The 11,946-nt window shown below is 55.4% G+C and carries 11 protein-coding genes; 6 read left to right on the top strand and 5 right to left on the bottom strand.

Annotated features, from left to right (window positions below; all coding sequences use genetic code 11):
• Positions 1 to 4 precede the first annotated feature (4 nt).
• The 4 genes from pqiA to rmf all read left to right on the top strand — a co-directional run bounded on the left by pqiA (position 5) and on the right by rmf (position 3,915).
• On the top strand, positions 5 to 1,273 hold the full coding sequence (pqiA, locus tag S7A_RS12510) for a membrane integrity-associated transporter subunit PqiA (RefSeq protein WP_009091052.1): 1,269 nt from the start codon (positions 5 to 7) through the stop codon (positions 1,271 to 1,273).
• On the top strand, positions 1,260 to 2,903 hold the full coding sequence (gene pqiB, locus S7A_RS12505; RefSeq protein ID WP_009091050.1) for an intermembrane transport protein PqiB: 1,644 nt from the start codon (positions 1,260 to 1,262) through the stop codon (positions 2,901 to 2,903). The genes pqiA and pqiB overlap by 14 nt, the downstream gene beginning before the upstream one ends.
• The gene (gene pqiC / locus S7A_RS12500; protein ID WP_009091049.1) at positions 2,900 to 3,469 is read left to right on the top strand and encodes a membrane integrity-associated transporter subunit PqiC; all 570 of its coding nucleotides are present in this window, start codon (positions 2,900 to 2,902) and stop codon (positions 3,467 to 3,469) included. Before pqiB ends, pqiC begins: the two co-directional genes overlap by 4 nt.
• Positions 3,470 to 3,747: 278 nt before the next feature.
• Complete coding sequence (gene rmf / locus S7A_RS20875; protein ID WP_008925875.1) at positions 3,748 to 3,915, top strand: ribosome modulation factor; 168 nt, start codon at positions 3,748 to 3,750, stop codon at positions 3,913 to 3,915.
• A 68-nt stretch (positions 3,916 to 3,983) separates the two neighbouring features.
• Here the strand turns inward: rmf and fabA are convergent, their stop codons facing one another.
• Complete coding sequence (gene fabA / locus S7A_RS12495; protein ID WP_009091047.1) at positions 3,984 to 4,502, bottom strand: bifunctional 3-hydroxydecanoyl-ACP dehydratase/trans-2-decenoyl-ACP isomerase; 519 nt, start codon at positions 4,500 to 4,502, stop codon at positions 3,984 to 3,986.
• 68 nt (positions 4,503 to 4,570) lie between these two features.
• Positions 4,571 to 6,439, bottom strand: a complete 1,869-nt coding sequence (locus tag S7A_RS12490; protein ID WP_050544658.1) for a Lon protease family protein — start codon at positions 6,437 to 6,439, stop codon at positions 4,571 to 4,573.
• 53 nt (positions 6,440 to 6,492) lie between these two features.
• Between S7A_RS12490 and matP the strand changes: the two genes are divergently transcribed.
• Positions 6,493 to 6,960: a macrodomain Ter protein MatP gene (gene matP / locus S7A_RS12485; RefSeq protein ID WP_009091043.1), complete on the top strand. Its 468-nt coding sequence runs from the start codon at positions 6,493 to 6,495 to the stop codon at positions 6,958 to 6,960.
• Between the two features lie 95 nt (positions 6,961 to 7,055).
• Here matP and ompA read toward each other — a convergent pair whose 3' ends face one another.
• Positions 7,056 to 8,126, bottom strand: a complete 1,071-nt coding sequence (ompA, locus tag S7A_RS12480; RefSeq protein WP_009091041.1) for a porin OmpA — start codon at positions 8,124 to 8,126, stop codon at positions 7,056 to 7,058.
• A gap of 350 nt (positions 8,127 to 8,476) precedes the next feature.
• The gene (sulA, locus tag S7A_RS12475) at positions 8,477 to 8,968 is read right to left on the bottom strand and encodes an SOS-induced cell division inhibitor SulA (RefSeq protein ID WP_033736352.1); all 492 of its coding nucleotides are present in this window, start codon (positions 8,966 to 8,968) and stop codon (positions 8,477 to 8,479) included.
• A 210-nt stretch (positions 8,969 to 9,178) separates the two neighbouring features.
• On the opposite strand from sulA, the gene S7A_RS12470 reads away from it, so the two are divergent.
• Positions 9,179 to 9,808, top strand: a complete 630-nt coding sequence (locus S7A_RS12470; RefSeq protein WP_009091037.1) for a TfoX/Sxy family DNA transformation protein — start codon at positions 9,179 to 9,181, stop codon at positions 9,806 to 9,808.
• On the opposite strand, the gene yccS is transcribed toward S7A_RS12470, so the two are convergent.
• Complete coding sequence (gene yccS, locus S7A_RS12465; protein WP_369750594.1) at positions 9,805 to 11,946, bottom strand: YccS family putative transporter; 2,142 nt, start codon at positions 11,944 to 11,946, stop codon at positions 9,805 to 9,807. The genes S7A_RS12470 and yccS overlap by 4 nt on opposite strands.

Below are 11,946 nucleotides of genomic sequence, written 5' to 3'. Positions count from 1 at the left end.
ACGGATGTGTTCAGCAGTGAAAAGTAACGCGTGGATGCTCTGTCCACAGTGCGATTTAACGATCAGGCTGCCGGACATTCCCGTTGGCAGCCGGGCATCATGCCCGCGCTGCCACACTGCTCTGACGGCGAACTGGCATGAACCGCGTAAACGACCAACGGGCTATGCGCTGGCAGCGCTGTTTATGCTGGTGCTGGCGAACCTGTTTCCATTCGTCTCCATGAAGGTGGCCGGGCTGACCAGCCAGATCACCCTGATGCAGATACCCAGAGTGATGGTGTCGGAAGATTACAGCAGCCTCGCTACGCTGTTTCTGCTGTTCGTGCAGGCGGTTCCCGCCTTCTGCATGATAACCATCCTTCTGCTGGTCAATCCGATACCGTTACCCACATCGCTCAGAGTCGGTCTCGCCCGAATCCTGTTTCATCTGCGCAACTGGGGCATGTCAGAAATCTTCATGGCTGGCGTGCTGGTCAGCTTCGTCAAGCTGATGGCCTATGGTGAAATCGGACTGGAAACCAGCTTCTGGCCCTGGGTTCTGTTCTGTCTGCTGCAGTTGCGTGCCTTTCAGTGCGTCGATCGGCGTGCGCTGTGGGATCGCCTCTCACCCCGCCCCGCACTGCCGCATGCGCCCGAGGTGGGCGTCAGTGGCCTGGCACAGGGCCTGCGATCCTGTCCCTGCTGCACCGCCATTCTGCCTGCGGATGAGCCCGTCTGTCCGCGTTGTGGCGTCCAGGCGCAGGCCCGGCGTAAACACAGCCTGCAATGGACGCTGGCGCTGCTGCTCACCTCGGTGCTGCTCTACATTCCGGCTAACCTGATGCCGATTATGGTCACGGAGACGCTGGGCAGCGCCTATCCCTCCAATATCATGGCGGGGGTGATTGTGCTGTGGGCTGATGGCTCCTATCCGGTGGCGCTGGTGATCTTTATCGCCAGCATCATGGTGCCGACGCTGAAAATGCTGGCAATTGGCTGGCTCTGCTGGGATGCCAGCGGACGCGGACGGCGGGACAGCCACAAAATGCACAAGATTTATGAAGTGGTCGAGTTTGTTGGCCGCTGGTCGATGATCGACGTGTTTGTGATTGCCGTGCTCTCTGCGCTGGTGCGTATGGGGCAATTAATGAATGTGTATCCCGCGTGGGGGGCAGTTCTGTTTGCGATGGTGGTGATCATCACCATGATCGCTGCCATGACCTTTGACCCGCGATTACTCTGGGATCGTGCACGTGAAAACACAATGAAGGAGTCGCGCCTTGACGGAAACTAACCACGGCCATGCAAAGGTGGAACAGATTAAGCGCTGGTCGCCGGTCTGGATTGTCCCCATCGTCACGCTGCTTATCGGCGGATGGATCCTCTTCTATCACTTCAGCCATCAGGGGCCGGAAGTGACATTAATTACCGAAAACGCTGAGGGCATTGTGGCGGGTAAAACCACCATTAAAAGCCGCAGCGTGGATGTCGGTGTGGTGGAAAGCGCGGTGCTAAGCGACGATCTCCATCATGTGGAAATTAAAGCGCGCCTGAACGCGGGCATGGACAAGCTGCTGCACAGCGACAGCGTGTTCTGGGTCGTGAAACCGCAGGTGGGCCGTGAAGGTATCAGCGGCCTTGGCACGCTGTTGTCAGGCGCCTACATCGAACTGCAGCCCGGCACGAAAAACCAGGCACCTGAGCAGTACAAGCTGCTGGATGCTCCGCCGCTGGCGCCACCGGATGCCAAAGGGATCCGCATCATACTGGACAGCAAAAAAGCCGGTCAGCTCAATCCGGGCGATCCGGTTCTGTTCCGCGGCTACCGGGTCGGTACAGTGGAAACCAGTTCGTTTGACACCGATAAACGCATGATGACCTATCAGTTGTTTATTGCCGCGCCTTACGACCGCCTGGTGACCACCAACGTGCGCTTCTGGAAAGACAGCGGCATCGCCGTGGATATGTCCGCGTCAGGCATGCGGGTCGAAATGGGATCGCTGACCACGCTGTTCAGTGGCGGCGTCAGTTTCGATGTGCCGGATGGCTGGGATCTGGGTGAAGCGGCGACAAATCATGCCGACTATCATCTGTTTGACGATCAGCGCAGCATTCAGGATTCGCTCTACACCAATCACGTCGACTATGTGCTCTTCTTCTCAGACTCCATTCGCGGTCTGCAGGCGGGTGCACCGGTTGAATTCCGCGGCATTCGCCTCGGTACCGTGTCACAGGCACCGCTGATGAAAGCGGGTCTGGATCAGGCACTGAACAACGATTACCGCGTTCCGGTGCTGATTCGCATTGAGCCGGATCGCTTTATCAGCCGACTGGGCGAGAATTTCGATCTGGAGCAGCATCTGCAGGATGGGAAGAAACGTGGCCTGCGTGCCACGCTGAAAACCGGCAACCTGCTGTCGGGTGCGCTCTATGTCGATCTCGACTTTTATGACAATGCGCCAGCCTACAAAGGCCCGCAGAAAGTCTCAGGCTATGAAGTGATCCCAACCGTCAGCGGCGGATTGAGCCAGATTCAACAGAAACTGATGGCGGCCCTGGATAAGATCAACAGCCTGCCTCTGAACGGCATGGTCAATGAAGCGACCGGTACGCTGAAAGAGAGTCAGAAGACGATGCGCGATCTGCAGCGCACTATCGACAATATCAACAAAGTGACCGCCAGTCCGGCAATGAAGACCCTGCCGGAAGATCTGCAGCAGACGCTGCGTGAGCTGAATCGCAGCATGAAAGGACTGCAGCCCGGTTCGCCTGCTTACAGTAAGCTGGTCGGGGATATGCAACGACTGGATCAGGTGCTGCGTGAACTTCAGCCGGTACTGAGGACACTCAACACCAAGAGCAATGCGCTGGTATTTGAGGCGAAACCGGGACAGGATCCCCAGCCGAAGAGGGCGAAACAGTGAAAAAAGGATTGATACTTTGTGCCGCGCTGGTGATGAGCGCATGCAGCAGCAGCGTTGACAATACCTGGTATCAGCTGCCCTCCGGGGCGGCTTCCATGCAGGTCAGCAGCAGCCAGATGAACGAAGCTCAGCCGATGCTGTGGGTGCAGCAGGTGACGGTGCCGGATTATCTGGCCGGCAACGGGCTGGTCTACCAGACCAGTGACGTCAAATATGTCATTGCCGCCAACAACCTCTGGGCCAGTCCGCTTGATCAGCAGCTGCAGCAGACGCTGATTACTAATCTGAGCAAGGCGCTGCCTGGGCGGCTGGTAGCCGGATCGCCGCTGGGTGCGCAGCACGACACGCTGAATGTCACTATCACAGGCTTTCAGGGGCGCTACGACGGCAAGGCGATTGTCAGCGGTGAATGGACGCTGGAGCATCAGGGCCGTCTGACCAAACAGGCATTTAATATTGTCCTGCCGCAAACTGAAGATGGCTACGATGCCATGGTCAGAACGCTGGCCACCGGATGGCAGCAGACGGCGCAGCAGATCGCCAATAGTGTGGTTGCGCTAAATTAAGAATATTATGAATAAATAAGCTAAGCCCCAGATGAAATGTCGCGATATAACGGCATGATTCAGGGGCTTTTTATTAGCTTAATCAGGGCGATAGTGTTGCCGTCTCCATCACAAAACCGCGCTTTCTTTTCCGATTAAGGTCACATTTATGACAGTGGCATGAAGATTGCGCATTGATCTTTGGGTGCGCAGGGGGTAGAAGGTAAGAGTGGTTGAACATTAATTCACCACTTTTCTTTCCACCAGATTCCACAGACCTTACATGAGGGACACGGAGTATGAAGAGACAGAAACGAGACCGCCTCGAACGCGCCCATTCACGTGGTTATCAGGCAGGCATTACTGGACGCTCAAAAGAGATGTGTCCGTATCAGTTGATTGACGCTAAGTCTCACTGGTTGGGAGGTTGGCGACAAGCCATGGAGGACAGGTCGGTAGCAGCATAACCGGATGTCACTGAAAAAGGAAAATAACCTCCGCCTGGCGCGGAGGTTTTTGTTTCTGTGCAGAATGCTCAGAATGCCGCGGTGTCTTTGAACAGACCCACTTTGAGATCGCTGGCGGTGTAGATCAGGTTACCGTCAACCAGCACTTCGCCATCTGCCACGCCCATCACCAGCTTGCGGTTGATCACGCGTTTGAAGTGAATGCGGTAGGTGACTTTCTTCGCGTCCGGCAGGACCTGACCAGTGAATTTCACTTCACCCACGCCCAGCGCACGACCTTTACCTTCGCCGCCCAGCCAGCCCAGATAGAAACCTACCAGCTGCCACATGGCATCCAGACCCAGGCAACCTGGCATCACCGGATCGCCGATAAAGTGGCAGCCGAAGAACCAGAGATCGGGATTGATATCCAGTTCTGCTTCAACAAAGCCTTTGTCATATTTGCCGCCGTCTTCGGTCATTTTGACCACGCGGTCCATCATCAGCATGTTGCCGGAAGGAAGCGGCGGACCATTTTCGCCAAACAGTTCACCACGACCTGACAGAATCAGATCTTCTTTGGTATAGGATTCGCGTTTATCTACCATGTTTTCAATAAGCCTTGTTTTAGTGAATCACGAATATTAGCGAACAGTTGTACGCTGAGCAAATCGGATTAACGCTGGTTGAACCAGTTAAGCCAGCGCAGCGCCCAGGGACGTTGCGGGATATCCGGCTGGTTGAACAGGCTGATGCGTTCCTGAATGGTATGCAGCAGGCAATCGCCCTCGCCATCCTCCGTACGCCATATTTTACCGGTCAGCAGTGGCAGGGCCTCATCAGCACGTTCTACAGCCCAGATGTGGAAACGGCCCTGTTCTACCGCACTGACCACTGCCTGGCTGAGGCTGAGATGACGCACATTACAGGCCGGGATAATGACGCCCTGCTGGCCGGTCAGTTCACGCTGATGGCAGATCTCGAAGAAGCCTTCAATCTTCTCATTCAGGCCGCCTACCGGCTGGACGTTGCCGAACTGATCAACCGATCCGGTGACGGCAATCTGCTGATTGATTGGCTGGTTAGCCAGCGCGCTGATCAATGCACAGAGCTCAGCCAGAGAGGCGCTGTCGCCATCAACCTCAGAGTAGGACTGCTCAAACACCATCGACGCTGAAAAGGGCAGTTGCTGATCGAGCTCCAGCTCTGCAATCAGGTAAGCCTGCATGATCATCATGCCCTTAGCATGGATATTGCCGCCTAGCTCCGCCTTACGCTCAATATCCATGAACTCCCCATCACCGGGGTGAACGACGCAGGTAATCCGTGTCGGATCGCCCCAGGCGCGGGGATGGCCAGGATATTCAACGACCGAGAGGCCGTTGATCTGACCGACCACTTCACCTTCGGTTTCAATCAGAATCTGTCGCAGCAGGATTTCATCCCGCATCCGCTCATTGAGATAGTTCTCACGCCATAAGCGGGCTTCCAGTGCGTCGCGAAGCGCTTCGGCATTGAGCGTGTCACCCATCAGGGCTGACTCGCGCATCTGGCGCTGCAGCCAGCGCGGACAGAGGGGCAATGTCTCCTGATCGCCGCTATAGCGGACACCCTCTTTAATCAGTTCCGGCCAGAAGTCCGCTTCCGGAACCGGCAGACCCGCCTGACGCGCCAGCTCTTCGTTCCAGCGACACCAGGCCAGCATGTCATCTTCATCCAGAATCTGAATGTTCTCTTCAAATTCGGTATAAATCGCCATTTCATGCGCTTCAGGATCGAGCTCCTGAAAATCGGCCAGCACCTCGCGGTCTCCGCACAGCACCAGATTCAGCCTGAGCGGCACAGGCGGAACAGAGACGGGCAGGGGCCGGCGCTCGTCCTGGGAAGTCCACTCCAAGTAGCCCTGCTCAATCGCTTTTTTCAGGCGCAACCAGAGGATCGGCTGGGTCATCAGGCTTCGCAGTGAGAGCACCAGCGTACCGCCATTGGCGCGATGGATCAGGCCCGGTTCAGGCTGGAGGCGATCTTTATACTGGCGTACGCAGCCAAACAGCTGCTCCATCTCAACCCATTCAGCAAAATGAATACCACCCTGACTGGTGAACGGGCGCTGAGGATCGGAGGGCGGCTGGAGCGTGATAGTGTCACCCATGATATGGTAATCACCGCCGTACAGCGTGGTACTGTCGGGTATCACCCGCTGCGCGGCCTGGGCAATGAAGGTCAGATAATCGCGATTCTCCTGGCTTCGAACCAGCAGTAACGGGAATCCCTGCGACTGATGATGTAAATGCGCCAGGGCATTCAGCAACCGGGGCTGTACCGTTGCCAGAGCATCAGTTTCTTCATCAGCAATTCGGGAGAAAACGGATTGGTATGGTGCGCTATCCGGCTGTAAGGTCTGCCACGTAAGTTGGGTGCTGGTCAAAATAATCGCATTTATCTGTTTTAAGAAAAGCGAGATTATACAGGATTCACCCTGGTTAAGCACTGCAGACTTCCTAGTGAAGTTGTGAAGCTGACAGCATGTTTTTCGTTGCTGCATCCGGGAAAAAAGCTGTTATTCTTAGCTCGTTACGTGATCACGATGAGATTCCGATGAAATACCAGCAACTCGAAAATCTTGAAAGTGGATGGAAGTGGAAATACCTGGTGAAAAAACATCGGGAAGGTGAACTGATCACGCGTCACCTTGAATTGAGTGCGGCGCAGGCGGCAGTCGATAAACTGCTGGCGATGGAAAATAATCCGGTGACGGTGAATGAATGGATTGCTGAACATATCCATGCCGATCTTGATAACCGGCTGAAACAGACCATCCGCGCACGGCGGAAACGCCATTTTAATGCAGAACATCAGCATACCCGAAAAAAATCGATCGACCTGGAGTATCTGGTCTGGCAGCGACTGGCCGGACTGGCACAGCGGCGCGGCTGTACCCTCTCTGAGACCATTGTTCAGCTGATCGAGGATGCGGAACGCAAAGAGAAATATGCTACGCAGATGTCGAGTCTGAAGCAGGACCTGCAGGCGATTCTGGGTAAATCAGGTTCAGAAAACGACTAGCCGGGCAGGTGGAGCAGGGTGGCCAGCTCCGAACATCCCTTTATTACCGGCATAAAAAAACCCCGCCTGAGCGGGGTTTTTTATTACGTGTTAACTTAAGCCTGTGGCTGAGTTACAACGTCTTTGATGCCTTTAACGTCGATTTCTACGCGACGGTCCGGCGCCAGGCAGTCGATCAGGGCGTTACGGCCTTTCACGCTGTCACAGGTGTTGCCGGTAACTGGGTTAGATTCACCCATGCCACGTGCAGAGATCTTGTTAGAAGGGATACCTTTAGAAACCAGGTAATCTACGACTGACTGAGCACGTTTCTCAGACAGTTTCTGGTTGTACTGCTCTGAACCGATACGGTCAGTGAAGCCCAGTACGACAACGGAACCATCTTTAGGATCCATTGAGCTCAGCTGGCTGTACAGCTGATCCAGAGCCTGCTGGCCTTCTGGCTTCAGGGTCGCTTTGTTGAAGGTGAACAGAACGTCAGACTTCAGAGTGAAACGCTTGGTTTCAACAACTGGTGCTGGAGCTGGGGCCGGAGCCGGAGCTGGTGCAGCGACGTCATCCTGACCGAAGCGGTAAGAAACGCCTACGCTCAGCATGCCGTTGTCTGGACGTGCACCAACGGTCTGTGCATCACCGATGTTGTTAACCCACTGGTAGTCCAGGCGGGTAGCCCAGTTTTTGGTCAGTGCGTATTCAACACCTACAGCAGCCAGCGGAGATACGCCGGTGTCGTGGTCGCTGATGCGGCCAGTAGTTGGGTTAGTCTGCGTAGCATCTGCACGCCATACCATGCCGCCCAGACGGGTGTACACGTCCAGATCGTCATAGATTGGGTAGCTCAGTTTAGCTGCCAGCTGAACGCCCTGTGCTTTGAATGCGCCGTTAGTCACGGTGCCTTTGTTAGGCATGCGACCCAGCCAGTCATAGCCCAGCTCGAAACCCAGGTATGGGTTTGCCTGATAACCAACGAACGCACCTGCGCCCAGCTGGCTTTCATGAGTTGGACCGTTGTTGTTCTCGTAACCGTGGCCGTAGTAGCCAGTGTCGTGATACTGAGACCAGCCCAGTTTAGCACCGGTGTACCAGGTGTCATCTTTCGGAGCGGCCTGCGCTACGGTAGCGAAGCCAGCCAGTGCCACTGCAATTGCGATAGCTGTCTTTTTCATTTTGCGCCTCGTTATCATCCAAATAGGCAATGAGCAAAAAGGTTGCTCTTGGTTTAAATCCTTCGCCGGGTCAAAACGCTCGCTTATGACTCTACCGCAAAAAACGGAGGTTATTGAGCACCCTGGCGAGATAAAGTCTACAACGAGATTGGAAACTTACAAGTATGATGTGAGGCGCTTCTGTAAAAAAACAGCGATTTATACACAATTTCTAACAATTAGCCTGGTAGTATTGTCGCGGCAGCAAGCCTGAAAAACCTGCTAAACCATTGTCAATGCTCGAACTAACAGAATCAGTGGTTTAGCGACGACAGATAAGAAAAATAGCTTGAGAAACTTCTTATTTTTACTTAATGAAACAAATCCGACTGAATTTTTATGGGGTTTTGTGGTCTGAGAGGCGCTTCCGATGCCCCGCCTGAACGCAAAATCAGCCCCAGCGCTTCACCCTCTGCTGCCGCATTTTCCAGTTGACGACGCTCATCTTCATCCAGCTCGTAGGGGATCCATGCCAGTACCACGCTGTAATTGCCTGTGCGTAACGCCCTGACCATCGCCTCAACCGCATTCAGTCGTTCTGAATCGGCGATGTGCATGCTTTTATTCAGCGGTAATCCCGATTCCTGCAGCCAGGCGCGATTCAGCTTATGCGCGGGGGTTAACCACAGCTGCCAGCGTGATTGCTGACTCAATTGCTGCAATAACGGTAGCAGTAACATCTGCATCATTCCGGGCTGCTCACTGTAACGTAACTCTGTAATTCCACCAGGCTGAGCCGCCGGAACAGAAGAGGACGCATAACGATGAGCATAGCGTGCATTATCAGGATGTTGGGTTCGCATAAGTTAATCACCAGCAGTTGACTGTATGAATATACAGTACTGTCATCCTGGATAAAGATCAACCCAAATTTCTGAAAACGCCTCGCAAAAACGCGACAAGATTAGGCGAACCACTATTTATTCGTTGAACCCGCTTACGCTTTTTCCTATCTTCTAATTGCCTGATACCCAAGGCAATTTACGATCTGTTTCTGACATGGAGGTGGTGCAATGAAAAAGGTGAATCCGGTTGTAGAGCGCTCCAGAGCGCATCTGGCCCCACTGGGAGCCATTGAGTCCCGTACCCAGTTCGGCGGGTATGCACTGGCGGTTGAGAGTGTGGTTTTCGCGTTAATTAATCAGGGTGAGCTCTACCTGCGCGCCAGTGAACCCCTGCAGGCGTACATCACCGATCGGCCTCTGCAGCCGCTGGTGTTTCGCAAGCGAGGTAAGCTGGTCAGTCTCAATTACTACCGCGTCGATGAGACGTTATGGCGCGATCCTGAGCATCTGCTGGCTCTCTCCGCCGCCTCACTGGAAACGGCGCAGCTGGAGCTGCAGGACAGGCAGGGTTCACCGCGACTCAAAGATCTGCCCAACCTCAGTGTCCGTCTGGAGATGCTGTTGTATGACGCGGGTATCATGAGCGTCAACCATCTTTACCAGATGGGGGCCAAACAGTGCTGGCTGAAGCTGAAAGCCATCAACCAGCACGTCGGATTTCAGACATTGCTGGCGCTGCAGGGCGCAATCACCGGTCATCATGCTGCTGCACTGCCGCAGGCAACCCGGGCCGAGCTGAACGCCTGGTTTCAGCGTACGCTGTTGTCTGACACAGCGCCCGGAAGCAGCAAAGGTTAGTCGGCGAGTAGCGTGCGGCGCAGGCGAGCCATTTCAGGCATCAATGCCACCAGCAGACCGAGTTGCTGGAGCACCAGTGGCGCACGCGTGTCTGCATCCGCGGCCAGCTGGCTGATGCGCTGAGCTAACGGCTGGCGCATCGCCTCTGCCTGTTCATCACTGACCACCTCCGTCTGCAGCACATCCTCCACGTAGCAGACGGTGTCATCCAGCAGCGTCAGCAGTGCCGGATCGCTGATCTTATCGCGGTGAGCACCCAGCGCAGAGATGTAACTCAGAAACGAGTGGTTAGAACAGAGCAGCTGGAAAGCGGATTCACGCAGTTTCTGGCTGGTGCGACTTTCACTGCTCATATTTGACACCACCGAGGCCAGCTCAGCATCGGCATTGTGCGCATCACGACGCGCAATGCGATAGGCGAGTCGGTTGTCTTTGCCCTGATGGTACTGCTCCATGATGGCGTCAAGATAACGACAGTTGGCTTGCAGAGTCCGTTCTGCCACGGCCGGTAACTGACGGAAACGCCAGTCAGGCCAGATAAAGGCCACAGCCAGCCAGGCCAGCCCACAGCCCAGTAAGGTATCTACCACCCGTGGCAGGGCGACCTCAAATCCTTCACCTAACAGGTTGAAGCAGAGCAGCACCAGCAGCGTAATAAAGAGCGTGGCCTGCGCATACTGGACCTGTCTGAAGGCAAAAAAGAGCACGCCGGAGATAACGATCAGGATTAACTGACCCTCTATGGAGGGCACCAGCCATAAAACGGGCAGGCCAATCGCAATACCGGCCAGCGTCCCGCCGATACGCAACGCCAGGCGTCGCTGCGTTGCATTGTAGTTAGGCTGACAGACAAACAGACTGGTCAGCAGAATCCAGTAACCGCGTTCCAGTCCGGTCACCTGAATAAAACCGTAGCCGATACAGAGCACCACAGACATCCGGACAGCATGCCGGAACAGCGCCGACGCGGGCGTGAGATGCCGGCTGAAGCGCAGCCGGATATCGCTCCAGCCACTCAGCCCTTCACGCGACAGCAGATTGTCGCTGTGCTGAGTGTCTTCGCCTGACAGGGTCTGTTCAGATTCAATCGAGGCGAGTTGAGCGTCGATGGCGCGCAGATTACGCAGCAGCCAGAAGAGCGCACGCGTATGGGCGGCTTCCGGTTCACGCTGCTCCAGACGCTCTATGGCTTTCTGCAGACGTTCAAACGCGCGCTCAAACCGGCTGTCATGCACCCATCTTTCGCGCATCAGGATGCAATGCGCCAGCTGCCGACACGCCTGAGCCTGCATATTCAGCAGTCGCTGGAAGCGAAACAGAATTTCGTTATAGCGCCAGTCACCCCGCAGCAGGTGATATTGCAGGTGAGATGAGCTGGCCCGTTCATGAATGTCCTGCGCCACAAAGTAGTAGTGGAGGCTGCGGCGGGTTCCGCGAGAGCCGCGATCGCCGCGCAGACGACTCTGCAGCGTGGTTTTGGTCAGGTTGAGCTGGGCCACTAACTGGCTGTTGACCATTGCCGCCTCCACAAAGGCGGCATCATCCTGTTCACCCGCATCCGGGTCGAACAGATTCGCTTTCGCATCCAGATAACGCGCCAGTTGTGAAAAACTGCCGGCCAGCTGCTCCTGCACCGGTCGCACCGGGAACATCAGGTGACCCAGCAGTGTCAGCAGGTTGTACCAGAGTGCGCCGACCAGCAGCAGGATCGGCTGCATGTACCACTGACTGAACAGCCCGATGCCAAGCATGGTGTAGACCGCAATCAGCAGCGCGCCAAAGGCGATCGTCGCATAACGCTGACCCAGCGCGCCCAGCAGAATAAAACCCCAGGTTGAGATCGCGAGGCCAGCGATAAAGGCCAAAGGCCAGGGAAACAGTAACTCGACGGAAACTGAGGCGATGCAGAAGCAGAGCAGGGTAATCAGCAGATTCTTCAGGCGACCCGCCAGACGATCATCGAGATCGGCCAGCGCCGCCGCTACCACACCCAGCGTCAGCGGGATGGTCCACTCAATCTGGTGCAGCCACCAGGGAATGGCGGCGCATCCGCTCAGCGCAAACAGGATGCGCAGCAGATAACGCCAGGCGCTGTTAAACAGATATTTGCGCCAGCCCGGCAGCGTAGCTGACATCAT

The sequence above is a fragment of the Pantoea sp. Sc1 genome, assembly GCF_000255315.1.
GTDB lineage: Bacteria > Pseudomonadota > Gammaproteobacteria > Enterobacterales > Enterobacteriaceae > Pantoea > Pantoea anthophila.
The sequence above is the reverse complement of the archived record's forward strand: the minus strand, read 5'-3'. Positions and strand labels throughout refer to the sequence as shown.

Coding starts and splice junctions, on each gene's coding strand:
- pqiA (WP_009091052.1), top strand. CDS start 5: ATGTGTTCAGCAGTGAAAAGTAACGCGTGGATGCTCTGTCCACAGTGC.
- rmf (WP_008925875.1), top strand. CDS start 3,748: ATGAAGAGACAGAAACGAGACCGCCTCGAACGCGCCCATTCACGTGGT.
- fabA (WP_009091047.1), bottom strand. CDS start 4,502: ATGGTAGATAAACGCGAATCCTATACCAAAGAAGATCTGATTCTGTCA.
- S7A_RS12490 (WP_050544658.1), bottom strand. CDS start 6,439: ATGCAGCAACGAAAAACATGCTGTCAGCTTCACAACTTCACTAGGAAG.
- matP (WP_009091043.1), top strand. CDS start 6,493: ATGAAATACCAGCAACTCGAAAATCTTGAAAGTGGATGGAAGTGGAAA.
- ompA (WP_009091041.1), bottom strand. CDS start 8,126: ATGAAAAAGACAGCTATCGCAATTGCAGTGGCACTGGCTGGCTTCGCT.
- sulA (WP_033736352.1), bottom strand. CDS start 8,968: ATGCGAACCCAACATCCTGATAATGCACGCTATGCTCATCGTTATGCG.
- S7A_RS12470 (WP_009091037.1), top strand. CDS start 9,179: ATGAAAAAGGTGAATCCGGTTGTAGAGCGCTCCAGAGCGCATCTGGCC.
- yccS (WP_369750594.1), bottom strand. CDS start 11,946: ATGATGTCAGCTACGCTGCCGGGCTGGCGCAAATATCTGTTTAACAGC.